Genomic DNA, 23,085 nt, shown 5'->3' with positions numbered 1-23,085 from the left:
AAAAAGATGAAGCGAGATGTAATTCATACAGCAGCAACATATATTCAAGGTAAAACGACAATTCAACCAACAATTGGATTGATTTTAGGATCAGGTTTAGGCGTATTAGCTGATGAGGTTCAGGACGCTGTAAAAATTCCATATAATGATATTCCCGAGTTTCCGGTATCAACAGTTGAAGGTCATGCGGGTCAGCTTGTAATTGGTACAATTCAAGATGTACCTGTCATTGCAATGCAAGGGCGCTTTCACTTTTACGAAGGATACTCTTTAGAAAAAGTAACATTTCCAGTGCGCGTTATGAAAGAGCTTGGAATTGAAACAATTATTGTGACGAACGCAGCGGGAGGCATAAATGAATCCTATAATCCTGGAGACTTAATGCTTATCTCAGATCATATTAACAACTTTGGAACAAATCCTTTAATTGGACCAAATGACAGTGAACTAGGCGTTCGTTTTCCAGATATGTCAACAGCCTATTGTCCAAAGCTACGTGCATTAGCAAAAGACGTAGCTAGTGAGCTAAATATTGCTGTTCAAGAGGGTGTATATGTAGGAAATACTGGTCCTACGTACGAAACGCCAGCTGAAGTTCGTATGCTACGCGTTGTAGGCGGAGACGCAGTGGGGATGTCAACTGTGCCGGAAGTAATTGTTGCTCGTCATGCAGGCTTGCGCGTCCTGGGTATTTCATGTATTTCAAATATGGCTGCAGGAATTTTAGATCAGCCCCTTCACCATGATGAAGTAATTGAAACAACAGAAAAAGTAAAAAAACAGTTCCTAGCACTAGTAAAAGAAGTTGTAAAACAAATTCCACAACACTCATAAAAAGGGAGTAGCTGTTACATATCATGTGACAGCTGCTTTTTACCTAATGGTGAATCCGTTTTCAAAAAACTATTTTAAAGGGGACTTACGAACATGAGAATGGTAGATTTAATTGAAAAAAAGCGTGATCGCAAAGAACTTACAAGAGAAGAGATTCAGTTTATCGTTAAAGGTTTTACAGATGGAGACATTCCCGATTATCAAATGAGTGCTCTTTCTATGGCTATTTTCTTTAACGGGATGACAGAGCAAGAGCGTGCAGATTTAACAATGTCAATGGTGGACTCCGGTGATGTCATTGATTTATCAGCAATTGAAGGTATTAAAGTTGATAAACATAGTACAGGAGGAGTAGGAGATACAACAACTCTTGTTCTGGCGCCTTTAGTGGCAGCTGTAGGTGTACCGGTAGCGAAAATGTCGGGACGTGGCTTAGGACATACAGGTGGGACAATTGATAAGCTAGAAGCTATCTCAGGCTTTGATGTAGAAATTAGTAAGCAAGAATTTATTGATTTGGTTAATAAAAACAAAGTGGCTGTAGTTGGTCAAACAGGAAATTTAACGCCAGCTGACAAGAAGCTGTACGCGCTTCGTGATGTAACTGCAACCGTTAACAGCATTCCTCTTATCGCAAGTTCAATTATGAGTAAGAAAATTGCTGCGGGGGCAGATGCAATCGTGTTGGATGTAAAAACAGGTGCTGGTGCTTTTATGAAGAGCTTGGATGAAGCAAAAGAATTGGCTCAAGCGATGGTGAATATCGGTAATAACGTAGGGCGTAATACAATGGCTGTCATTTCAGATATGAGCCAACCGCTTGGCTATGCAATTGGAAATGCACTTGAAGTAAAAGAAGCAATCGATACTCTACAAGGAAAAGGACCAAAAGATTTAGAAGAGCTGTGTTTAACATTAGGAAGTTACATGGTACTATTAGCTGAAAAAGCAGAATCGCTCACAGAAGCACGCCAAAAACTAGAAGAAGTAATAGCTAATGGAAAAGCGCTTGAAGCGTTTAAAGTTTTTTTAGAGTCACAAGGTGGAGACGGCTCTGTTGTAGATGATCCAACAAAATTACCACAGGCGAAACATATCGTGGAAGTTGAAGCAAAAACGGATGGCTATGTATCGGAAATTATTGCTGATTCTATTGGGACAGCTGCCATGTGGCTAGGCGCTGGTAGAGCAACAAAAGAATCGGAAATCGATTTGGCAGTAGGACTGGTTCTTCAAAAGAAAATCGGAGACTACGTGAAGGCTGGAGAATCACTTGTAACGATTCATAGCAACACAGAAGATATTGCCAAAGTAAAAGAAAGAATTTATGAAAGCATCAAGCTAAGTGAAGAAGCGGTCGAGGCACCTCCACTTGTATACGATACAATTCCTAAATAAATGATTGAAAAAGCATTGAGGTAACTCTCAGTGCTTTTTTATTTTGGAGCGGAGTATAAAGTCTTACAACGGTGGAAAAAATAGGTTTGTATAAAGAATGGAGGTTTGTGTAGATGAAGTGTAATTTTATGAAACTACTCGTTGTCATCTTTTTATTCTCACTTATGACACAGCCTGTTTTAGCGAGTGAAAAAAAGTCTACGGAGTTAGCGGCACAAGCTAAATCGGCAATTTTAATTGAACGAGATACAGGGAAGGTTTTATATGAAAAAAATAGTGATCAACCCCTCCCACCTGCAAGCATGACTAAAATTATGACAATGATTTTAATTATGGAAGCGCTTGATAAAGGTGAAATTACGTTCAAAGATAAAGTTAGAGCAAGTGAATATGCAGCTTCTATGGGAGGTTCACAAATCTTCTTAGAGCCTGGTGAAGAGATGACCGTTAATGAATTATTAAAGGGAATTGCAATTGGGTCTGGAAATGATGCATCAATGGCGATGGCTGAGCACTTAGCTGGTTCAGAGGATAAGTTTGTTGAAATGATGAACAAGAAAGCTAAAGAAATTGGCTTAAAACATACAAAGTTTCAAAACCCAACAGGACTGCCTGTTGACAATCATTATAGTACTGCCCATGACATGGCAATGATGGGAAAAGAATTATTGAAATATGAAGATATTATTAATTATACAAGTAAATATGAAGATTACTTAAGGGAAGATACTGATAAGAAATTCTGGCTCGTTAACACAAATCGCTTGGTGAAATTCTATCCGGGTGTTGACGGTTTGAAAACAGGGTTCACAGGGCAAGCCAAATACTGCTTAACGGCTACTGCTAAAAAGGGAAATATGCGTGTCATTGCAGTTGTATTTGGAGCGAATACGCCTAAAGAGCGAAATAATGAAATAACAAAAATGTTAGATTATGCATTTAGTCAGTATACAACAACTCCTTTATATAAAAAGGACGCACCAATTAAAAAGGTAGAAGTTAATAAAGGAGAGCAAAAGTACGTAAATGCCGTAACATCAGAGCCGTTATCTGTTCTTGCGAAAAAAGGAACAACAGCTAAGGACATGAAGACAGAAGTCAAACTTGATGAAAATTTGAATGCCCCTGTAAAAAAAGGTGATGAAATCGGCACTATTACCATCAAGAAAGATGGTAAAGTTATGAGCAAATCTCCACTTGTTGCGGAAGAAGACGTTGAAATTGCCTCGTATTGGCAGCTATTTAAGCGTACATTTTCACTATTTTCACAAACATCTTAAAAAAAACGACTAACATTGACGAAATGCTACTAGTTTTGTCACTCAGAAGGAATACGTCTTCGCTATAGCGAAAGATTGACTATACGACTGATTAGGAGGTTTGTATAGTGAGTCTTTCTATAGAACTTGAATTAAAACAGGATGTGCTGTTAGTGCGATTGGGTGGAGAGTTAGATCATCATGCTGCAGAGCATTTAAGAACCCGCATTACACAAGAGTTAGAACAAAATGCGATTCAGCACTTAATTTTAAACCTTGAGAAATTAACGTTTATGGATAGCTCAGGTCTCGGGGTTATTTTAGGAAGGTACAAGCAGGTTCGAAACAACGGAGGAGAAATGGTTGTATGTGCAATCTCTCCACCGGTTGAACGCCTCTTCAATATGTCTGGGTTATTTAAAATTATTCGCTTTGAGCCAAGTGAACAAAACGCGCTGCAGAAGTTGGGGGTGGCATGATGAAAAACGAAATGCACCTTCAATTCTCAGCTCTTAGTCAAAATGAATCATTTGCACGGGTTACGGTGGCTGCTTTTATCACGCAGCTTGACCCTACAATGGATGAGTTAACGGAAATTAAAACAGTTGTGTCAGAAGCCGTAACGAACGCCATTATTCATGGTTATAACAATAACGCAGAAGGTATTGTACACATTGACGTTACGCTTCATGATAATGGAATGGTTGAACTTATTATTAAGGACGACGGTGTGGGAATTGATGATGTTAATGAAGCTACGCAGCCTCTTTACACAACAAAACCTGAACTTGAGCGTTCTGGAATGGGTTTTACAATCATGGAGAACTTCATGGATGAAATTAACGTCGTATCTGCGCCTTTAGCGGGAACAACTGTCTACTTAAAAAAACAATTAACAAATAGTAAAGCGCTATGTAATTAAGGAGACTTGCCGATGGATGTGGAGGTCAAAAAGGAGAAAAATGAGCCGTATTTAAAAGATCATGAAGTGAAAGACCTCATCAAGCGCAGTCAACAAGGTGATCAGAATGCTAGGGATACAATCGTTCAGAAAAATATGAGGTTGGTTTGGTCAGTTGTACAGCGATTTATTAATCGAGGATATGAGCCTGATGATTTGTTTCAGATTGGCTGTATTGGCTTGCTCAAGTCAGTCGACAAGTTCGATTTATCCTATGATGTGAAATTTTCAACCTATGCAGTTCCAATGATTATTGGTGAAATACAACGTTTTATTCGAGACGATGGAACGGTGAAAGTAAGCCGTTCATTAAAAGAAATGAGCAATAAAATCCGAAAAGCCAAAGATGAATTATCAAAAATGCTTGGACGGGTTCCCACTGTGGCAGAGGTTGCTGAACACTTGGATTTTACACCTGAAGAAGTGGTTATGGCGCAAGAAGCAAATCGAGCACCGTCTTCTATACATGAAACCGTTTATGAAAACGATGGTGACCCAATTACGCTTCTTGATCAAATTGCTGACCATAGTGAAGCAAAATGGTTTGATAAAATTGCATTAAAAGAAGCTATTGAAGAGTTAGAGGAACGTGAAAAGCTCATTGTATATTTGCGTTATTACAAAGATCAAACTCAATCAGAGGTTGCGTCTCGATTGGGGATTTCTCAGGTGCAGGTATCAAGGCTTGAAAAGAAAATTTTAAAGCAAATGAAGAGTCAAATGAATGAATAAAGAGCAGCAGGTTATCTATAACCTGCTGCTCTTTTTTTTTTTTTTTTGGTAATTAATGGTATGTTGTGAAACTTTGAATTAGAAAATTTATGTGAATACATACTACACGTACAAGGAGGATAACGAATTGTAGGTGTGATGTAAATGGATAATACTTTATATATCAAAATGAGACATCGTGTGCAGGTCGAACCAAATGCAGTGGTCAACCTTGGACAGCTAGCTCTCTTGATAAGTGAAGAATCAATTGAGAAAGAACTTGCTCAGCTCAGCGTGTATAAGGTGAAAAAGAGTGATTGTAACATTATCATCATTGATTTAATGAAAGTAATTGCATTAATAAAGAAGGCTTGTCCTCACCTTGATGTTCAAACAATTGGTCCTGCTCAAACGATTGTTGAAGTTGTTTATAAAAAAAAACAATCGTCTTTTATCGCATTTATAGCTGTCTGGTTTCTATTGTTTATTGGTGCGGCCATGGCCGTCATGAATTTTCATGAAGATGTTAGCATGCAGCAAGTGCATCAAAAACTGTTTTATATGCTCACAGGAATAAAGGATAAGCAGCCTTTAGTCATTCAAATCCCCTATTCATTTGGCCTTGGTTTAGGCATGATTCTCTTTTTTAACCACGTGTTTCGCAAGCGAATTAATGAAGAACCTAGCCCTTTAGAAGTTGAAATGTTCAATTATCAACAGGATTTAGATCAGTATGTCATTATGCATGAGAACAAAGAAAGTATGAAGAATTTAGATGATCGCTAACATCGTATTTACCATAATTGTAGGGTTTGCTAGTGGGCTAGCTGTAGGTGGAGGATTTGTGGCTTTTTTAACAGTGCTAGGCATTATTCCAAGGTTGATGCAGCTTACGAAAACAATGAAATATATTCAATTTTATGAGTGGGCTGTTGTTGGGGGAGCAGTAGCTGGTGGTTGGTGTAGTTTACATCAGTATACATGGAGCGTTCCTTCACTGTTTATTGGCATTATCGGGTTAGCGAGTGGAATTTTCTTTGGTATGCTAGCAGCTGCTCTAACTGAGATGCTGAATGTATTGCCTATCTTAACAAAAAGAATAGGAATGGATGGAAAGCTTATTCTATTACTAATGGCGATTGTACTGGGGAAGGTTTTTGGATCGCTTTTTCACTGGGTTTATTTTGTTAATCAATAAAAAGGAGTGGATAATAAGTGGCAGGTAATCAAAAGCTAAAAGATAACTATCAAGAGAATATAAAATCATTTCAACCAAATCCTCCTTATGTGTTGAATTGTCTCAAAGCTTTTATCGTTGGAGGGTTGATATGTGGGTTTGGGCAAGCTATACAAAACTTTTATATCACATTTTTTGATTTCACGACAAAAACAGCAGGAAATCCAACAGCCGCAACGCTTGTTTTAATTTCAGCAATCTTAACAGGTATCGGTGTATACGATCGAATCGGTCAATTTGCAGGTGCCGGATCTGCCGTACCGATTACTGGGTTTGCGAATTCAATGACAAGTGCAGCCCTCGAACATAGAAGTGAAGGGCTTGTTTTAGGAGTTGCAACAAATATGTTTAAGCTAGCTGGAAACGTCATCGTTTTTGGTGTTGTGGCTGCTTATATCGTCGGAATGATTCGATATATATTTAAAACATTTTTTTAGATAGAGGAGAGAAAGTAAATGAGAAAGGCTGGAAAACAAACATGGGTATATGAAAATCTTGTTTATATTAACGCAGCTGGTACAGCTGTTGGACCCAAAGAAGCTGACGGTCCATTAGGAAGTACCTTTGATATCACGCATAAAGATCTGCACTGTGAAGAAGCAAATTGGGAGTTAGCTGAGCGTAAGCTTATGCGCGAATCCATCGACTCATGTTTGGGGAAGATGAATTTATCGTATGAAGACGTAGATTTATTTTTAGCTGGTGATCTTTTAAATCAAAACGTAACGGCCAATTTTGTCGCAAGAGATCACCAAATTCCTTTTCTTTGTATGTTTGGAGCTTGCTCTACTTCAATGGAAACGTTAGCAACGGGAGCTGCGCTTGTAGATGCAGGGTTCGCCAACCGTATTATAGCGTCTGCCAGCAGCCATAATGCAACGGCAGAGAGGCAGTTTCGGTACCCGACTGAATACGGAGGGCAAAAACCAGACACTGCAACTGCAACAATTACGGGAGCAGGAAGTGCACTTGTTTCTAGACAAAAGAGTCCTGTTCGCTTGACCTCTGCTACTGTAGGACGAGTAATGGATTATGGAATTAAAAACCCTTTTGATATGGGTTCAGCTATGGCTCCAGCGGCTGCGGATACGATTCAAAAACATTTTGAAGATTTACAGATTTCTCCGGATCACTACGATTTGATCGTTACTGGAGATTTATCAGGCGTCGGTAGCCCAATTTTGAAACAGTTATTAAAAGACGAAGGGTATGACGTTTCAGAGAATCATAATGATTGCGGCTTGATGGTTTATCGGCCGAACCAAAACGTATTTGCTGGTGGAAGTGGATGCGGTTGCTCTGCTGTTGTCACATATGGACATCTGCTTAATGAATTAAAGTCAGGAAACTTAAAACGAATCTTTGTTGTTGCAACGGGAGCACTGCTTAGCCCAACGATGACGCAGCAAAAAGAATCAATACCAACCATTGCACACGGTGTTGTAATGGAACATGTTGAGGAGGGGTAATTGTGGATTATGTTATTGCTTTTGTGGTAGGAGGAGCAATCTGTGTAATCGGTCAGCTGTTGCTTGATTTTGCCAAGCTTACCCCTGCTCACGTTATGAGTTCCTTTGTAGTAATTGGAGCAATCTTAGATGGATTTGGGATTTATGATAAATTTATCGAATTTGCTGGAGCAGGCGCCACAGTTCCAATTACAAGCTTTGGACACTCGCTATTACACGGAGCTATGCATCAAGCAGATGAACATGGGTTTATTGGAATTGGTATCGGTATGTTTGAGCTAACGTCGGCAGGTATTTCAGCAGCTATTTTATTTGCTTTTATCATCGCGCTAATCTTTAAACCAAAAGGATAAGAGGTGTGATATGAAAAAAAGGCAAGTTATTTTAATTACAGATGGAGATGAATACGCACGAAAAAACATTGAGTACATTGCGAAAAAAGTGGGCGGCAGATGTATTTCAAAGTCCTACGGAAATCCAACGACTCTAACGGGTAAAGAAATTGTTGGCATGATTTTAGAAGCACCGTATGATCCTGTATTTGTTATGTTCGATGACAGCGGCTTTGTTGGCGAAGGTGCTGGAGAACAAGCGCTTAAGTATGTAGCGACAAATAAACAAATGGATGTATTAGGTGTTATTGCGGTAGCTTCTAGAACTCATCAAAGTGAATGGTCCAAAGTAGATGTTACAATCGACCGCTTTGGTGAACTAACGCATTATGGTGTGGATAAAAGTGGTATTCAAGAGTTGGAGGTTGGGCGAATAAATGGTGACACGGTGTACTGTTTAGATGAGCTCGATGTTCCGCTGGTTGTCGGAATTGGAGACATTGGTAAAATGGCACGCATGGATGATGTAAAAGCTGGTTGTCCAATTACAGAGCAAGCTGTACAACTGATTTTAGAAAGGAGTGGCTTCCGTGAGCAACAAAGTGGAAAATAAAACAAAGATTTTCCCAAAGATTCAACAAAATGATGAATGGTACAAAGAAAACGCTAGTATGATTACAAGCTTTGATGTAGGTGTTCGTAAACTTCTTATCCTAGGTCGAGAAGTGCATGTATACTACGTAACAGGCCTATGTGATAGTGCATTTATCATTGAAATTACCAAAGTACTTGTTCAAATTAATGATAATGAAGTTGAGCAGGCAAAATTAAAAGATATTATTGAAAACCGTTTAATTCATCAACAGGTTAAGCCGCTAAGAACACTGGATGAAGGAATGGATACCATTTTATCAGGTCTCATTTTTGTACTTATTGATGGAGAAGAAGTAGGCTTTGAAGTTGATGTAAGGATGTATCCAGGGCGTTCGCCAGAAGAACCAGATACAGAAAGAGTTATTCGCGGTGCGCGCGATGGATATACAGAAAATATTATTATCAATACAGCACTAACTCGTCGTCGAATTCGAGATGGAAGACTACGCTTTGAAATCTTTAAAGTAGGTGAACGTTCCAAACTGGACGTAGCAATTGGGTACATAGATGAAATTGCAGATCCTGGACTTGTGGAAATTATAAAAAAAGAGCTTACTTCTATCAAAGTAGACGGTCTACCGATGGCAGATAAATCGCTAGAAGAGTATATGGTCAAACAAGGTTTTAATCCGTTTCCTATGGTTCGCTATACGGAAAGACCAGATACAGCTGCTACGCATTTATTAGAAGGGCACGTTATTTTAATTACAGATACATCACCAAGTGTCATTATTACGCCAACTACGTTTTTTCATCATTTACAACATGCAGAAGAATATAGGCAATCTCCTGCTGTTGGGACGTTTATTAGGTGGGTAAGGTTATTAGGGATTTTAGCATCTGTATTTTTATTACCACTATGGCTATTATTTGTTCTAGAACCACAGCTTTTGCCGCCGGCACTTCAGTTTATAGGACCCAATGAGCAAACGAATATTCCAATTGTTATTCAAATCTTCTTAGCTGACTTAGGCATCGAATTCTTAAGGATGGCCGCCATTCATACACCAACTGCTCTAGCTACCGCCATGGGCTTAATCGCCGCTGTTCTCATTGGGGAGATTGCCATTGATGTAGGACTTTTTGTACCTGAGGTAATCTTATACACAGCGGTAGCAGCAATTGGTACATTTGCTACTCCAAGTTATGAATTGGCCATTGCGAATAAAATAATTCGTTTAATGCTCTTAATAGGTGTAGCTGCTTTTCACACGCCTGGATTTGTTATTATGTCTACGCTGTATTTAATCTATCTCGTGAGCTTAAAGTCGTTGAACACGCCTTATCTATGGCCGTTTATGCCATTTAATCCTAACGCGCTGCTTCAGATTATTATTCGCCCAGCGGTACCGTCTGCGAAATCCAGACCTAGCATTGTACACCCACAAGATAAAGATCGTCAGCCAGCAGAGTCGTAAATCTGGTAGCCATCTCTTGTTTATTTAGCAATATGTAGTTGAAACCTGTAAAAAAATGTGATAGATTTGTTTTAATTATGTAAAATAATAAATTTTTAGACAGTTAGCAGCTCTTTATGCTGTCAGCTGTCTTTTTTACAATATATAAAGGAACGGGGTAGAAGGATGTTTTTACATGGTACAAGTCGCATTAATGAACAAGGTCATCTTGAAATCGGTGGTGTAGACGCGGTTAAGCTTGGTAAAGAGTTTGGAACGCCTCTTTACGTATATGATGTCGCTTTAATTCGTCAACGTGCTAGAGGGTTTAAAGAAACGTTTGAAAAACACAATATAAAAGCACAGGTAGCATATGCAAGTAAAGCCTTCTCGACCGTTGCGATGGTACAAGTGGTAGACCAAGAAGGCCTGTCCTTAGATGTTGTATCTGGAGGAGAGCTTTATACGGCGCTGGCGGCTAATTTTCCTAAAGAACGGATTCATTTTCATGGAAACAATAAAAGCCGAGCTGAGTTAGAGATGGCTATTAAAGAAGATATTGGGTGCATTGTTGTAGATAACTTTTATGAGATTGCGCTGTTACAAGAACTAACAGAACAGTATCGCAAAACGATGCCTGTATTATTGCGCTTAACACCAGGTATTGAAGCTCATACTCATGACTACATTCTCACAGGACAAGAAGATTCAAAGTTTGGTTTTGATTTGCAAAATGGTCAAGCTGATGAAGCAATTAAAGCTGTGATGGAAACCAGTGGAATTAACCTGTTAGGAATTCACTGCCATATTGGTTCACAAATCTTTGAAACAACAGGATTTGTCATGGCGACTCAGAAGCTTTTTTCAAAAATGAAAGAGTGGAAGGAAACAATTGGCTATGTACCGGAAGTACTTAATCTTGGGGGAGGGTTCGGAATTCGCTACACAGAGGAAGATCAGCCTATTCCTGTTTCCGAATATGTAGAAGTGATTATTGAAGAAGTTAAAAAGCAATCAGCTCAACTAGATGTTCCAATTCCTGAAATTTGGATTGAACCTGGCCGTTCACTCGTAGGAGATGCAGGTACAACACTTTACTCTGTTGGTTCACGCAAACATGTCCCGAATATTCGTGAATATGTTGCGATTGATGGGGGGATGAATGATAATATCCGTCCTGCATTATATCAAGCAAAGTATGAAGCTGCTCTTGCGAATCGAATGAATGATGTGAAAGATGAACTTGTATCGATTGCTGGGAAATGCTGTGAATCTGGAGACATGCTAATGTGGGACTTGTCGTTGCCAACAGCACGTCCAGGTGATATTCTAGCGATGTTCTGTACAGGTGCATATGGTTATTCAATGGCGAGTCAGTATAACCGTTTGCCTAAACCAGCGGTCGTGTTTGTTGAAGATGGAGATGCTCAGTTAGTTGTACAACGTGAAACATATGAAGATATTATTAAAAATGATTTAAAGTATAACGTTGCGTTAAAAAAGTAAAAAAACGGTTGCCTTAGAGGCAACCGTTTTTTTATGAGAATAAAGCTTTAATAGCATCAATGATACTAATAAAGAAGTTTTTTAGTTTATCAAGGAATGACTGTCCTTCTTCAGACTGCAAAAATGTTGTGACTTTCTCTTTAGTAGCTGATAATTGATCTTTAACTTGATTCCAATCAATATCTAAGTCTTTTAAACGATTGAAAAAGTCAACGAGTGTGTTCAGCTCAGAGTCTGTTAGGCTAATGCCTAAATCATTGGCTACACGCTCGATTAAAGCACGCAAATCATCTTTTGTTTGTGGATTTTCTTTGGCAATTTCTTCTTTTATTGTTGCCATAAATTCAGCTGCTTTTTCTTTTCCTACTTTTTCACCAAGTTCAGCTGTTTGAACCATCTCTTCGTTGGCCGCTTTTTTAACCTCTTCAGGTATTTTTTTATTTGTTTGTACTTCATAGGCTTTCATAATTCCGGTTAATGCGGCAGTACCTGATACTTCAAAAGGTGCAGTAATTTTAATATCAGCGTCTTTTACACCTGCAGTCATTAACGCGTTTAGGTACATATCATCCGTAATGGATGTAATGTTTTGGGTGGCTACGCTTAAGCCTGAATCTTTTGCAGTAAGCGTAATGCTTGAAGATGAAATCGCTCTAGAGCCGATGGTTGCTTTTGGAATAAAGTCACCTAAATACTCATGTTCTTCTGCGTTAGACACAGTAATGGTTTGCGCATTATCTGGTGCTTCAAGGTCTTTTAATACTTTTTCTTTTTGCGCAATTGTTAAATCTTCTCCTAAAGTAACAATGACGTCACCTACAGCTGCGTCTGCAAGACTTTTTATTGGCGCTGTTAAAAACAAAATCAAGCTCATAGTAAGCAAAGCTATTTTTATATAAGGCTTCATAATTTTTTCCTCCTTTAATCATATCCTATTATAATACGATTTTAGATAATGCGATAGTTTCATCTCGCGCTACTTATTAAACGAAGAGACAACAAGAAAGTTTCAAAAAAAGAAAAATTCGCTAATTGATTGGAGAAAAGTGATTCATTGAATTTAGATATTCACTTATAGTACAATAAGATGAAACATTGTTAAAGCGTGCATAGTTACTTATGTACAACCATAAGTGTTGAAATACATAATTTGGAGGTTTTATACATGAAAAAAGCAAGTATTTTAATGGAAAATGGAGAAAAAATTCTAATTGATTTATTTGAAAATGAAGCGCCTGGAACAGTTGAAAACTTTGAAAAATTAGCAGCTGAAGGTTTTTATAACGGCGTAACGTTCCACCGCGTTATCCCTGGATTTGTATCACAAGGTGGAGATCCTACAGGCACAGGAGCTGGCGGTCCTGGATATACAATTAAGTGTGAAACAGAAGGTAATCCTCATAAGCATGAAGCTGGTTCATTATCAATGGCTCATGCAGGAAAAGATACTGGCGGAAGTCAATTCTTTATCGTACATGAGCCACAGCCACACTTAAATGGTGTTCATACTGTGTTTGGTAAAGTAACAGAAGGGTTAGATACAGTATTGAAGATGCGTAACGGTGATGTGATGAAAGAAGTTAAGGTGTGGGAAGAGTAATATTCTCATGCTGTAACAATTCAACATTAGGTTGAAAAGAGTGATAATAGAGCGCCTTGTAAGTTGTGAAATCAACTTTACATGTCGCTCTTTTTATGTGAATTTACAGCGGTGTTGCTATTATTTCATAAATTTTGTATGATAAAAGCATTAGAATTAACGAACACATCGTAGGAAAGTTTGAGAACGAGGGAGAATTTTATGCTTATTCGCTATAAAAGAAGTCATGAAAAAATTGCTATGGGTCTTCTGTCGTTTGTGCCAACTGAAAAGGATTTAAAAAAACTTCAGCAAACGATGAAAGATTATGAGCAAAACGAAAATCGCCAGCTATATTTATGGAAACAGGGAGAAGACTTTATCGGTATTGTTGGAGTTTCAATTATTGATCAAGATTTAGTTGAGGTTCAACATGTGAGTGTCAATCCATCTCATCGCCAGCAGGGGATCGGAAAAGAAATGATTAAAGCACTTCAGCAGATGTATTCTAATGCTCAAATTAAGCCTAGTGAGTTAATTGCACCGTTTTATGAAAAATGTCAAAGTGAACAATAAAAAGCAGAGCTGCAGTAGTCTTAACTACGAGAAGCTCTGCTTTTTCGTAGTTTCTTTGCCCGCTCTGCAATGATAGCTGTTCGATCACGGAGCTTATGACGGTGAATAAGGTGTTCATCCTGCAAATTAGATGGTGTAAGCCATCCGAATGTCTGAGCTAAAGGGTGTGCATGGCATTGCTGAACAAGGTGTTCATCTATAATTGGCATATTTAAGCTTTGATACGGTTTTGAAGCCTGTATTAAGCGCAAATGTTTGTTGAGTATGCTGATTAAATCGATTGGCTGTAAACCAATCTGAAATAGCTCTTGATGGTGCGCATCAAGAATTGAAATTGCTTTTTTCATCGTACGTTCAGCACCTACGTAGTTACTTCGACGATGATGATACAGCGAAACGGCAACTTGAATGAGCCCAACCCATAAAACATTTCGATGCCTAGGATCAGCGACTTTCCAATGTTCTTCTAGTACTTCATGGCATTCGAAATAATCTCTGTTTGTATGAAAATAAACAAGATAATCTATATACGGTTTTGGATACATAACTGGTAACCTCCTAATGCCAGTGTAACATAAAAAAGTGTCCAGCTAAACTGAACACATTTGGGTCATTTTATTAAAAGTGTAAGCAAGCGCATCCGATAATTACTAATAAAATAAACAATACAATAATTAAAGAAAATCCTCCGTTATAATCATGCTTGTGAGTCATGAGAATTCCTCCTTCGAGTTATCAAAATGCTATTACCCTGACATCATATGTTCATTTTTACGTTTGGTATGGGCGAATGACCTATCTTTCCTAGAAATTATATTGGACATGTGTCTAGAATCCTCTATACTAATGATAGTACGACTTATGACTAAATGATAATTTTGGTGGGATAGAATTGGAATATAGTGTGAAGGTAGATGCTTTTGAAGGACCGCTAGACCTTTTATTGCATCTTATTAACCGATTTGAAATTGATATTTATGACATACCAGTAGCAACGATTACCGAACAATACATGATGTATATACATACGATGAACGAGCTTCAGCTAGATGTGGCAAGCGAATATCTAGTAATGGCTGCTACGCTTATTCAAATTAAAAGTAAAATGTTACTGCCAACATATGATGAAGACGATATAGATGATAGTATGGATGATATAGAAGAAGATCCTCGCGAACAGTTAATGCAGCAGTTAATTGAATATCGTAAATTTAAAGAAGCTGCCGTTGAACTTCAAAAGCTTGAAGAAACACAAACCCATATTTACGCAAAGGCCCCTAGTAACTTACAGCAAATAAGTGATGAAAAATCGCCGCAGCAAGATAGCGGAGATTTAGATGTTTCGCTTTATGATATGCTGAGTGCTTTACAGAAGTTGATGAAGCGAAAACAGTTACAGAAGCCAGCGCAAGCAAGAGTAGCCCGTCAAGACGTTCCAATTGAAAAAAGAATGACGGAAATTGTATCGGTACTCCAAAAAACAAAGGGCAAACAAAGTTTTTATAAGCTTTTTCCTTATCCTGAGCGCAATCATATTGTGGTAACGTTCTTAGCCATCTTAGAATTAATGAAAAAGAATGAAGTCATCGTAGAGCAGTCCAATAACTTAGATGAACTATACGTTGCATATCAAGAAAGGAATGATGAAAGATGAGTAAACAACATGTTTCTGCGGCTATCGAGAGTTTACTATTCGTTGTGGGAGATGAGGGGCTATCGATTAAACAGCTGCAAGAGCTTCTTGATGTGTCAAAAGATGAAGTGAGCATAGAGTTAAATAAACTGATGAAAGAGTATGAAGACGAGAAGCGTGGTCTTCAGCTAGTACAGATTGCTGGACAGTTTCAATTCGCAACGAAGCAGGAATATGCTTCGTATGTGGAAAAATTAATTGAAGCACCACCTGCACAATCGCTATCTCAAGCTGCGCTTGAAACGCTAGCAATTGTAGCATATCGTCAACCGATTACGCGAGCTGAAATTGAAGAAATTCGCGGTGTGAAAACTGAAAGGCCGCTTCAAACGCTGATTGGCAAAGCGCTTTTAAAAGAAGCAGGACGCGCAGAAGGAGCAGGCCGAGCGATTCTATATGGAACAACAAAAGAATTCTTAGCTTATTTCGGCTTAAAAGACTTGAGCGAACTGCCACCGCTTCCAGAAGATGAAGCAGGCGCTGAACAGGAAGCAGATTTGTTTTTTCGGACGTTTCAAGAAACAGAATAACTCACTTGGTAAAGAACACGATGAGCATACATCGTGTTCTTTTTATGAATAAAAAAAGAAAAAAATTACAAATAAGATAAAAGTTGAAAGATGCCTTTACGTAAATAATTCATAACATGAAAACAAGTGCATAAACTTGTACAAACAGATAAAGGGACGGGGATGACATGCGGAAAATAAAGCAAAGCATTATATGTTTCATAATTTTATTTTTAGGTCTAAGCAGTTTACCTCCTACTACATATGCAGCAGGTGTAAGCGCCCATAGTGCAATTTTAATTGAACAAAAGTCTGGAAGAGTTTTATATGAGAAAAATGCTGATGCGATTAGCCGCATAGCGAGTATTACGAAAATTATGACCGCTATTTTAGCGATTGAATCTGGCAAAATTGATCAAACAACAACGGTTAGCTCTCGAGCAGTGGGAGTAGAAGGGTCATCCATTTACTTAATTGAGGGTGAAAAAATTAAGCTCAAAGACTTGGTATATGGACTTATGATGAGATCTGGAAACGATGCAGCTGTAGCGATTGCTGAAATGGTAGGGGGCAGCGAAGAGGGATTTGTTTATTTAATGAATCAAAAAGCAAATGAAATTGGAATGACTAATACCACATTTCAAAATCCTCATGGACTAGATAATCATGAAAATCATCGTTCAACAGCCTATGACATGGCGATCTTGATGCGCTACGCAATGAATAATAAAACGTTTCGAGAAATTTCAGGAACAAAAGTTTACAGAACCGCTCATCCAGAAGAAAAGTGGGACCGCGTGTGGAAAAATAAAAATAAATTACTGACAAGCTTATATGCATATTGCACAGGTGGTAAAACGGGATATACAAAGTTAGCAAAGCGAACGCTGGTAACGACGGCCACAAAAAATGGAATGGATTTAATTGCTGTTACAATTAACGCACCTAGTGATTGGAATGATCACATTTCTATGTACGAAGAGGCTTTTGATAATTATAAAATGACAAGCTTGGCTCCAAAAGGAGAGCTGAAAGGCATCGAAGATTCATTTTATAAAAAGAAGCTTGAAATTAAAAGAGATGTTATATATCCATTAACAAAAGATGAGCAAGAAACCATTAAGTTGAAAACGATTTTAATTAAACCCCAAAAAGAGTGGAAAGAAGGAAAGCCTGTTCCAAGCGTTGTAGGAGAGTTACAGGTGACACAAGATGGTGAGTCAATAGGGAATATACCGATTTACTTCCATAATGAGCAAAAGAAAGAAGAGGGATTTTTCACTAAGGTAAAGAACTTATTTTTCGTTTATCCGGGAGCACGATAAGATGGTTAATGTCATTTGGATGTTGCTAACGGTTATTGGAATTGTGTTTGCGATCATTAATGGAAAGATGGATGCGGTTAATAAAGCAATCTTTCAAGGGGCAGGAGAAGCGGTTACCATCAGTATCGGTTTAATAAGTGTATTGGTATTTTGGCTAGGCATTATGAACATTGCGCAACACGCTGGATTATTGGAGAAATTAGCCAAGTTGTTTCGTCCTATTATTGGGAGGTTGTTTCCTGACATTCCAAAAGATCATCCTGCTTTAGGATATATACTATCTAATATGATGGCTAATATGTTTGGGCTTGGTAATGCAGCGACACCGCTTGGGATTAAAGCAATGGAACAGTTAAAACAGCTAAATGGTAATAAGGATGAAGCGAGTAGGTCAATGATTACTTTGCTAGCGCTCAATACAACCAGTCTAACATTAATCCCAACAACTGTTATTGCCATTCGTATCACGTATAATTCCGCCAATCCCACAGAGATTGTAGGAACGACACTTCTTGCAACGGTTGTTGCTACAATGGGAGCCATTATCATTGATCGTTATTTCTACCATCGCCGTATGAGAAAAGGAGGGGGGCGTAGATGACCTTATTGAATCAAATTTCCATTATGTTTATCCCTCTTATTGTAGGTTGTATCCTTTTATATGGAACATATAAAAAAATCCCAACTTATGAACGATTTGTAGAAGGCGGGAAGGATGGACTACAAATTGCGTTTTCTATTATTCCTTATCTCGTTGGGATGCTCGTAAGTATTTCAATCTTTCGAGCATCTGGAGCTTTAGATTTCTTTTTAAACTTTATGAAGCCATTTTTAGATGCAGTTGGCGTGCCAGCTGATATAGTACCACTTGCTTTAATCAAGCCAATTTCAGGAACTGCCGCTTTGGGTATTACAACCGATTTAATTGCAACGTATGGGCCGGATTCCTTTATTGGACGATTAGCTTCTACTATGCAGGGAAGTACTGATACTACATTTTATATTTTAACCGTTTATTTTGGAGCGGTAGGCATAAAAAAAATGGGCGATGCTCTAAAGGTTGGCTTGTTAGCGGATTTAGTAGGCATTGTCGCATCAGTGGTAATTGTTATTCTTGTTTTTGGGTCATAATAAAGGTAAAAGAAAGCAGGCTTGACATGCTTTCTTTTTTGCATGAGAAAATTAATAGCTATTTGCTGTACAGGCTTGTATATTAGAGAGTAAACAAGTAAGATGTTACAAGAGGTGAGATATAAATGGAACGATTACAAAAAGTAATTGCTCATGCGGGTGTTGCTTCAAGGCGTAAAGCTGAAGAGCTTATTACGCAAGGACGAGTAACGGTGAACGGAAAAGCAATAAAAGAGCTAGGAACAAAGGTAGGACCTAACGATAAAATTGAAGTGGACGGTGTACCATTAGAACGCGAAGAACCCGTCTATTTTATGTTATATAAGCCAAGAGGCGTTATTTCAGCAGCGAAGGATGATAAAGATCGAAAAACGGTTGTGGACTTTTTCCCTCACGTTGAAGAACGTATCTATCCAATTGGGCGCTTAGATTATGATACGTCGGGGCTAATTCTTTTAACAAATGATGGTGAATTTGCCAACCTGCTGACGCATCCAAAGTACGAAATTGATAAGGTGTACGTGGCAAAAATTAAAGGTATTCCACCGCGTGAAAAAATCAGACAGCTACAGAGAGGTATTATGCTTGAAGACGGAAAAACATCGCCTGCGCGTGCAAAAGTTCTGTCTATTGATAAAGGAAAGCAAACAGCCATCGTAGAGCTATCGATTCATGAAGGTAAAAACCGCCAAGTGCGTCGCATGTTTGAAGCGATTGGTCATCCTGTCTTAAAATTAAAGCGCGAACGCTATGCAAATTTAGATTTAAGAGGCTTAAACGCAGGAGAAGCAAGAGAATTAACGGCTCATGAAGTAAAGCAGCTGTATACGAAAGCACAAACAGGTAAGTAAGTATAACAAGGCACGTTTAGCTGGTAGATCATTCGATCAGCTAAACGTGCTTTTTTATGAATAAAGATGTAAGCGCATAAATTATAAATAAATGAGTTGTCCATTCTTTGTTGAAAGCGTTGCTGTGTCACATAACCTTCATAATATTTTTACCTTTACTAATGCGAAAAAATGCTATAATTGTAAGAAAACGCATAATGAAAACGATTTAGAGGAGTTCGATTGGGATGAAAAAACGTCGCTTATTTATTCGTACTACGATTCTAACTATTTTATTAGTTGCTGTGGGCTATACTCTATATACGCAGTTTATAGCTGACAAGCAAGCATTTTCAGTAGGTGACCAGGCTCCTAACTTTGTTCTCCAAGATTTAGAGGGGAATGAACATAAGCTGTCGGATTACAAAGGAAAAGGCGTCTTTTTAAACTTTTGGGGCACGTGGTGTAAACCTTGTGAAAAAGAAATGCCTGTAATGGAAGCACAATACGCGAAGTATAAAGACCAAGGTGTTGAAATTTTGGCTGCAAATGTTGATGAAACAGATGTTGCTGTTAAGCAGTTTGCAAACCGTTATGGATTATCCTTTCCGATTTTAATGGACAGGGATTCACAAGTTCTCCATGCATACGGTGTAGACCCGTTACCAACTACGTTTTTAATTGATAAGAATGGAAAGATTGTCGATGTGTTTATTGGAGGGTTAGATGAACAACGAATTCAAGAGTACATGGAATTAATTAAGCCGTAGGGAGTTTTTGCTATGAAACAAATACGATGTGAATGCGGTCATCAAAACAAAGAAGGAACCGTATTATGTGAAGCGTGTGGGAAGCCGCTGAATGAAGAGTCCTCAAAGCAACTGGTTGATATGCGATATGAGGGTAGTGCAAGGCGCTCACAAACATACAATAAAACAATCATTGATAAGATATGGAACTTTTTCTCTTCAGTAAAGGTAGGTGTTTGGATTATTATCCTTACACTTGCAGCATCAGCTCTAGGAACGATTTATCCACAAGAAATGTACATACCACCAGGAACAACAGCAGTTCAATACTATGAACAAGAATACGGATGGACGGGAAAACTCTACTACGAACTAGGATTTCACAATTTATATGGTTCATGGTGGTACATGCTTTTAATTGCATCGCTCGGTATATCATTGGTCATCGCCAGCTTAGACCGAGTTGTTCCACTTTATAAATCACTAAAGTATCAAAGAGTAAAAAAACACGCCAATTTCTTGAAAAAGCAGCGTTTATTTAGCGTCACGAAGTCATGGGCAGATGAAGACTATGAAGCTATGAAAGAGCAGTTGAAAAAGCATCGTTATACAATTCGAGAAGAAAGCGGAAATATATTGGCTGAAAAAGGAAGGTTTTCGAGATGGGGACCTTACGTCAATCACCTTGGTCTTATTATTTTCTTAATCGGTGCTATGCTTCGGTTTGTACCTGGCATGTACGTTGATGAAGTACTGTGGGTACGAGAAGGTGAAACAAAGGTAGTGCCCGGTACTGATGGGGAATACTATTTGAAAAACAATGCGTTTAAAGTCGAAATGTATGATAAAGAGACGGAAAAAGAAGTTTTTCAACAAGCAATTGACCGCGTGGGCAATCAAGCCATTGTAAAGAACTATCAAGCCGATGTGACTCTATACGAGCGTGAAGGGGACAGTATTCCTGGGCAAACGCCAGAATTAAAAGAATTAAAGGATAAGAGCATTCGCGTAAATGAACCTTTAAAGCATGAAGGCTATGCCATTTACCAGGTGGATTATAAGCTTAATGAATTCAACGCCATGTCGTTTCATTTAACAAACAAAGAAACGGAAGAAAATATTGGCCAATTAACAGTTGATTTATATAATCCCGAGGAAACATATACGCTCAAGGATGGCTATAAAGTAGATTTAATTAGCTATTTCCCAGACTTTTATTTGAATGATGATGGAAACCCAGATACCAAAACACGGGTACCGAACAACCCAGCCTTTGTGTTTAAAATGTTTTCACCTGAGCATCCAAAAGGTGAGGTAGCACTTGTCGCTATTCAACAGAACCTAGAGCCACTTGGTGAAAATGATTATAAGATGTCCTTTGCAGGCGTAGATACAAAAAATGTAACAGGGTTAACAGTCAGAAAGGATTATACGCTTTGGATTTTAGGCCTAGGAGGTGCGATCTTTATGATCGGTGTCATTCAAGGAATGTATTGGAATCATCGACGTTTGTGGATTCAAAGGATTGGGGATGAGCTGTGGTTAGCCGCTCACACAAATAAAAACTGGTATGGTTTGAAAAATGAGTTAAATCAAGCAGTTCAACAAACTAAGATTATGCCGTTGCATGATCAAGTAGATAAAGACAAGGGATAGGAGGAGACAGAATGGATTTTGCTAGCGTTAGTAGTAACTTGCTTTATGTAGCTTTCATTGCTTATTTAGTCGCTACTTTTTTCTTTGGTGGAGCCATTAGAGAAAAGAATTCAAAGCATAAGGCAAACAAGTGGCCGATATTTGGAATTAGCGTAACGATTGTTGGATTCATTGCACAAGTTGGATATTTTATTACGAGATGGATTGCTTCAGGCCATGCGCCGGTTAGTAATCTATTTGAATTTACAACCTTCTTTGGCATGATGATTGTCGGGGCATTTATTATTATTTACTTTATCTATAAATTAAGTATTCTAGGCGTATTTGCTCTTCCTATTGCGCTGTTAATCATTGCGTATGCAAGTATGTTTCCAACGGAAATTTCACCTTTAATACCAGCGCTTCAAACAAACTGGTTACATATTCACGTTACAACGGCTGCTGCCGGCGAAGCAATTTTAGCTATCAGCTTTGTAGCGGGACTGATTTATCTTATTAAATGTATTGATCAAACGAAAGCAACCAAAAAAACATTTTGGCTAGAATTTATCTTATATTCTTTACTGAGTACGGTTGGATTTATTATCATGACAACAGCTTTTAGTTTATCAAACTATGATGCTACGTTTACATGGGTCGATAAAAATGAAAAGCAGGCTGAAATGGTGTATCATCTCCCGGCTCTAGTTGGTCCACATGACGGAGAGTTAGTAACGACTGATCGTTTAGAGCCAGCGGTTTCAGTACCTGCAATTATTAATGCACAAAAGTTAAATACGGTTTTATGGTCACTCATGAGTGGTTTTGTCCTATATTGGTTACTTCGTCTTGTTCTTCGCAAACGAATCGGCGCTGCTTTAAAGCCGTTAGTCAAGCAAGTAAACAGTGAACTATTAGATGAAGTAGGCTATCGCTCAGTTGCTATTGGGTTTCCTGTTTTTACTTTAGGTGCTTTAATTTTCGCCATGATATGGGCGCAAATTGCGTGGACACGCTTCTGGGGGTGGGACCCAAAAGAAGTGTGGGCTTTAATTACGTGGCTATTTTACGCAGCCTTTTTACATCTGCGCTTAGCCAAAGGCTGGCAAGGTGAACGTTCAGCATGGCTAGCAGTTGGTGGCTTTGCTATTATTATGTTTAATCTCGTTGCGGTTAACTTGGTCATTGCAGGCCTACACTCATATGCGTAAGAAAAAACTCGCTGTCATTGCGACAGCGAGTTTTTTTTGTCATAATGAATCCAATCAGATGTGGAAATTAGGCATAAATGAAAAATGAT

The 23,085-nt window shown here is 38.4% G+C and carries 28 protein-coding genes; 25 read left to right on the top strand and 3 right to left on the bottom strand.

All coding sequences use genetic code 11. The annotated features are described in order from the left end of the window. The first annotated feature begins 6 nt into the window (after positions 1-6). The 14 genes from AC1UFB_RS11010 to lysA all read left to right on the top strand — a co-directional run bounded on the left by AC1UFB_RS11010 (position 7) and on the right by lysA (position 11,758). Positions 7-834 (top strand): purine-nucleoside phosphorylase, encoded by an 828-nt coding sequence (locus AC1UFB_RS11010; RefSeq protein ID WP_025909095.1) that lies wholly within the window; start codon positions 7-9, stop codon positions 832-834. A gap of 93 nt (positions 835-927) precedes the next feature. Beyond that, complete coding sequence (locus AC1UFB_RS11005) at positions 928-2,232, top strand: pyrimidine-nucleoside phosphorylase (protein WP_482589196.1); 1,305 nt, start codon at positions 928-930, stop codon at positions 2,230-2,232. Between the two features lie 113 nt (positions 2,233-2,345). Continuing rightward, a complete protein-coding gene (locus tag AC1UFB_RS11000; protein WP_482589194.1) occupies positions 2,346-3,512 on the top strand; it encodes a D-alanyl-D-alanine carboxypeptidase family protein in 1,167 nt (388 codons plus the stop codon). A gap of 107 nt (positions 3,513-3,619) precedes the next feature. After that, positions 3,620-3,970, top strand: a complete 351-nt coding sequence (gene spoIIAA, locus AC1UFB_RS10995) for an anti-sigma F factor antagonist (RefSeq protein WP_025909092.1) — start codon at positions 3,620-3,622, stop codon at positions 3,968-3,970. After that, positions 3,970-4,413, top strand: coding sequence for an anti-sigma F factor (gene spoIIAB / locus AC1UFB_RS10990; RefSeq protein WP_025909091.1), 444 nt, complete (start codon positions 3,970-3,972; stop codon positions 4,411-4,413). Before spoIIAA ends, spoIIAB begins: the two co-directional genes overlap by 1 nt. Before the next feature lie 12 nt (positions 4,414-4,425). Further along, on the top strand, positions 4,426-5,184 hold the full coding sequence (sigF, locus tag AC1UFB_RS10985; RefSeq protein ID WP_025909090.1) for an RNA polymerase sporulation sigma factor SigF: 759 nt from the start codon (positions 4,426-4,428) through the stop codon (positions 5,182-5,184). A 144-nt stretch (positions 5,185-5,328) separates the two neighbouring features. Continuing rightward, positions 5,329-5,949 (top strand): stage V sporulation protein AA, encoded by a 621-nt coding sequence (locus tag AC1UFB_RS10980; protein WP_100346861.1) that lies wholly within the window; start codon positions 5,329-5,331, stop codon positions 5,947-5,949. Further along, a complete protein-coding gene (locus AC1UFB_RS10975) occupies positions 5,939-6,361 on the top strand; it encodes a stage V sporulation protein AB (RefSeq protein WP_025909088.1) in 423 nt (140 codons plus the stop codon). The genes AC1UFB_RS10980 and AC1UFB_RS10975 overlap by 11 nt, the downstream gene beginning before the upstream one ends. A gap of 17 nt (positions 6,362-6,378) precedes the next feature. Beyond that, positions 6,379-6,837: a stage V sporulation protein AC gene (spoVAC, locus tag AC1UFB_RS10970; RefSeq protein ID WP_025909087.1), complete on the top strand. Its 459-nt coding sequence runs from the start codon at positions 6,379-6,381 to the stop codon at positions 6,835-6,837. Positions 6,838-6,855: 18 nt separating this feature from the next. Continuing rightward, positions 6,856-7,869 carry a stage V sporulation protein AD gene (gene spoVAD, locus AC1UFB_RS10965; protein WP_025909086.1) on the top strand — a complete coding sequence of 338 codons (1,014 nt, stop codon included), beginning with the start codon at positions 6,856-6,858 and terminating at the stop codon, positions 7,867-7,869. A gap of 2 nt (positions 7,870-7,871) precedes the next feature. Next, positions 7,872-8,222, top strand: a complete 351-nt coding sequence (gene spoVAE, locus AC1UFB_RS10960) for a stage V sporulation protein AE (RefSeq protein WP_025909085.1) — start codon at positions 7,872-7,874, stop codon at positions 8,220-8,222. A gap of 10 nt (positions 8,223-8,232) precedes the next feature. Next, on the top strand, positions 8,233-8,814 hold the full coding sequence (gene spoVAEA, locus AC1UFB_RS10955; protein WP_061784729.1) for a stage V sporulation protein SpoVABEA: 582 nt from the start codon (positions 8,233-8,235) through the stop codon (positions 8,812-8,814). Positions 8,815-8,821: 7 nt separating this feature from the next. Further along, complete coding sequence (locus AC1UFB_RS10950; RefSeq protein ID WP_411831128.1) at positions 8,822-10,273, top strand: spore germination protein; 1,452 nt, start codon at positions 8,822-8,824, stop codon at positions 10,271-10,273. 165 nt (positions 10,274-10,438) lie between these two features. Beyond that, positions 10,439-11,758, top strand: a complete 1,320-nt coding sequence (gene lysA, locus AC1UFB_RS10945) for a diaminopimelate decarboxylase (RefSeq protein ID WP_025909082.1) — start codon at positions 10,439-10,441, stop codon at positions 11,756-11,758. Positions 11,759-11,789: 31 nt separating this feature from the next. Here lysA and AC1UFB_RS10940 read toward each other — a convergent pair whose 3' ends face one another. Next, on the bottom strand, positions 11,790-12,653 hold the full coding sequence (locus tag AC1UFB_RS10940) for a DUF1002 domain-containing protein (RefSeq protein ID WP_373688723.1): 864 nt from the start codon (positions 12,651-12,653) through the stop codon (positions 11,790-11,792). 270 nt (positions 12,654-12,923) lie between these two features. Here AC1UFB_RS10940 and AC1UFB_RS10935 point away from each other — a divergent pair, with 270 nt between their 5' ends. Together AC1UFB_RS10935 and AC1UFB_RS10930 are read left to right on the top strand one after the other, a co-directional pair. After that, on the top strand, positions 12,924-13,358 hold the full coding sequence (locus tag AC1UFB_RS10935; protein WP_025908337.1) for a peptidylprolyl isomerase: 435 nt from the start codon (positions 12,924-12,926) through the stop codon (positions 13,356-13,358). A 201-nt stretch (positions 13,359-13,559) separates the two neighbouring features. Next, the gene (locus AC1UFB_RS10930) at positions 13,560-13,913 is read left to right on the top strand and encodes a GNAT family N-acetyltransferase (RefSeq protein WP_025908338.1); all 354 of its coding nucleotides are present in this window, start codon (positions 13,560-13,562) and stop codon (positions 13,911-13,913) included. A gap of 20 nt (positions 13,914-13,933) precedes the next feature. Here AC1UFB_RS10930 and AC1UFB_RS10925 read toward each other — a convergent pair whose 3' ends face one another. Further along, positions 13,934-14,458 (bottom strand): DUF309 domain-containing protein, encoded by a 525-nt coding sequence (locus tag AC1UFB_RS10925; protein WP_100346863.1) that lies wholly within the window; start codon positions 14,456-14,458, stop codon positions 13,934-13,936. A gap of 73 nt (positions 14,459-14,531) precedes the next feature. Continuing rightward, positions 14,532-14,627 carry a YjcZ family sporulation protein gene (locus AC1UFB_RS10920; protein WP_076512182.1) on the bottom strand — a complete coding sequence of 32 codons (96 nt, stop codon included), beginning with the start codon at positions 14,625-14,627 and terminating at the stop codon, positions 14,532-14,534. A 178-nt stretch (positions 14,628-14,805) separates the two neighbouring features. Here AC1UFB_RS10920 and AC1UFB_RS10915 point away from each other — a divergent pair, with 178 nt between their 5' ends. The 9 genes from AC1UFB_RS10915 (at position 14,806) to ccsB (ending at position 22,996) form a co-directional block, all read left to right on the top strand. Beyond that, the gene (locus tag AC1UFB_RS10915; protein ID WP_082802678.1) at positions 14,806-15,567 is read left to right on the top strand and encodes a segregation/condensation protein A; all 762 of its coding nucleotides are present in this window, start codon (positions 14,806-14,808) and stop codon (positions 15,565-15,567) included. Then, on the top strand, positions 15,564-16,136 hold the full coding sequence (scpB, locus tag AC1UFB_RS10910; protein ID WP_100346864.1) for an SMC-Scp complex subunit ScpB: 573 nt from the start codon (positions 15,564-15,566) through the stop codon (positions 16,134-16,136). The genes AC1UFB_RS10915 and scpB overlap by 4 nt, the downstream gene beginning before the upstream one ends. Before the next feature lie 167 nt (positions 16,137-16,303). Beyond that, a complete protein-coding gene (locus tag AC1UFB_RS10905; protein WP_078989305.1) occupies positions 16,304-17,440 on the top strand; it encodes a D-alanyl-D-alanine carboxypeptidase family protein in 1,137 nt (378 codons plus the stop codon). Position 17,441: 1 nt separating this feature from the next. Continuing rightward, positions 17,442-18,041, top strand: coding sequence for a nucleoside recognition domain-containing protein (locus AC1UFB_RS10900; protein ID WP_100346865.1), 600 nt, complete (start codon positions 17,442-17,444; stop codon positions 18,039-18,041). Then, a complete protein-coding gene (locus AC1UFB_RS10895) occupies positions 18,038-18,571 on the top strand; it encodes a spore maturation protein (RefSeq protein WP_025908344.1) in 534 nt (177 codons plus the stop codon). The genes AC1UFB_RS10900 and AC1UFB_RS10895 overlap by 4 nt, the downstream gene beginning before the upstream one ends. A 125-nt stretch (positions 18,572-18,696) precedes the next feature. Next, complete coding sequence (locus tag AC1UFB_RS10890; protein WP_061784724.1) at positions 18,697-19,422, top strand: pseudouridine synthase; 726 nt, start codon at positions 18,697-18,699, stop codon at positions 19,420-19,422. 227 nt (positions 19,423-19,649) lie between these two features. Further along, positions 19,650-20,171, top strand: coding sequence for a thiol-disulfide oxidoreductase ResA (gene resA, locus AC1UFB_RS10885; protein ID WP_025908346.1), 522 nt, complete (start codon positions 19,650-19,652; stop codon positions 20,169-20,171). A 12-nt stretch (positions 20,172-20,183) separates the two neighbouring features. Continuing rightward, entirely contained in the window at positions 20,184-21,806 is a 1,623-nt protein-coding gene (gene resB / locus AC1UFB_RS10880) for a cytochrome c biogenesis protein ResB (protein ID WP_100346866.1), read from the top strand. An 11-nt stretch (positions 21,807-21,817) separates the two neighbouring features. Further along, positions 21,818-22,996: a c-type cytochrome biogenesis protein CcsB gene (gene ccsB / locus AC1UFB_RS10875; RefSeq protein WP_025908348.1), complete on the top strand. Its 1,179-nt coding sequence runs from the start codon at positions 21,818-21,820 to the stop codon at positions 22,994-22,996. The last annotated feature ends 89 nt before the right edge of the window (positions 22,997-23,085 follow it).

This window comes from Priestia sp. KCTC 13724, assembly GCF_056820425.1.
This window is presented reverse-complemented; position numbering and strand designations above follow the sequence as displayed.

What these genes read in the sequence shown, in the direction of transcription:
- AC1UFB_RS11000 (WP_482589194.1), top strand. Translation starts at nt 2,346, where the DNA reads ATGAAGTGTAATTTTATGAAACTACTCGTTGTCATCTTTTTATTCTCA.
- AC1UFB_RS10920 (WP_076512182.1), bottom strand. Translation starts at nt 14,627, where the DNA reads ATGACTCACAAGCATGATTATAACGGAGGATTTTCTTTAATTATTGTA.
- AC1UFB_RS11010 (WP_025909095.1), top strand. Translation starts at nt 7, where the DNA reads ATGAAGCGAGATGTAATTCATACAGCAGCAACATATATTCAAGGTAAA.
- AC1UFB_RS10890 (WP_061784724.1), top strand. Translation starts at nt 18,697, where the DNA reads ATGGAACGATTACAAAAAGTAATTGCTCATGCGGGTGTTGCTTCAAGG.
- AC1UFB_RS10980 (WP_100346861.1), top strand. Translation starts at nt 5,329, where the DNA reads ATGGATAATACTTTATATATCAAAATGAGACATCGTGTGCAGGTCGAA.
- AC1UFB_RS10905 (WP_078989305.1), top strand. Translation starts at nt 16,304, where the DNA reads ATGCGGAAAATAAAGCAAAGCATTATATGTTTCATAATTTTATTTTTA.
- resB (WP_100346866.1), top strand. Translation starts at nt 20,184, where the DNA reads ATGAAACAAATACGATGTGAATGCGGTCATCAAAACAAAGAAGGAACC.
- AC1UFB_RS10925 (WP_100346863.1), bottom strand. Translation starts at nt 14,458, where the DNA reads ATGTATCCAAAACCGTATATAGATTATCTTGTTTATTTTCATACAAAC.
- AC1UFB_RS10935 (WP_025908337.1), top strand. Translation starts at nt 12,924, where the DNA reads ATGAAAAAAGCAAGTATTTTAATGGAAAATGGAGAAAAAATTCTAATT.
- AC1UFB_RS10930 (WP_025908338.1), top strand. Translation starts at nt 13,560, where the DNA reads ATGCTTATTCGCTATAAAAGAAGTCATGAAAAAATTGCTATGGGTCTT.
- lysA (WP_025909082.1), top strand. Translation starts at nt 10,439, where the DNA reads ATGTTTTTACATGGTACAAGTCGCATTAATGAACAAGGTCATCTTGAA.
- AC1UFB_RS10900 (WP_100346865.1), top strand. Translation starts at nt 17,442, where the DNA reads ATGGTTAATGTCATTTGGATGTTGCTAACGGTTATTGGAATTGTGTTT.
- AC1UFB_RS11005 (WP_482589196.1), top strand. Translation starts at nt 928, where the DNA reads ATGAGAATGGTAGATTTAATTGAAAAAAAGCGTGATCGCAAAGAACTT.
- sigF (WP_025909090.1), top strand. Translation starts at nt 4,426, where the DNA reads ATGGATGTGGAGGTCAAAAAGGAGAAAAATGAGCCGTATTTAAAAGAT.
- spoVAEA (WP_061784729.1), top strand. Translation starts at nt 8,233, where the DNA reads ATGAAAAAAAGGCAAGTTATTTTAATTACAGATGGAGATGAATACGCA.
- scpB (WP_100346864.1), top strand. Translation starts at nt 15,564, where the DNA reads ATGAGTAAACAACATGTTTCTGCGGCTATCGAGAGTTTACTATTCGTT.
- AC1UFB_RS10895 (WP_025908344.1), top strand. Translation starts at nt 18,038, where the DNA reads ATGACCTTATTGAATCAAATTTCCATTATGTTTATCCCTCTTATTGTA.
- ccsB (WP_025908348.1), top strand. Translation starts at nt 21,818, where the DNA reads ATGGATTTTGCTAGCGTTAGTAGTAACTTGCTTTATGTAGCTTTCATT.
- AC1UFB_RS10975 (WP_025909088.1), top strand. Translation starts at nt 5,939, where the DNA reads ATGATCGCTAACATCGTATTTACCATAATTGTAGGGTTTGCTAGTGGG.
- resA (WP_025908346.1), top strand. Translation starts at nt 19,650, where the DNA reads ATGAAAAAACGTCGCTTATTTATTCGTACTACGATTCTAACTATTTTA.
- spoIIAB (WP_025909091.1), top strand. Translation starts at nt 3,970, where the DNA reads ATGAAAAACGAAATGCACCTTCAATTCTCAGCTCTTAGTCAAAATGAA.
- spoVAD (WP_025909086.1), top strand. Translation starts at nt 6,856, where the DNA reads ATGAGAAAGGCTGGAAAACAAACATGGGTATATGAAAATCTTGTTTAT.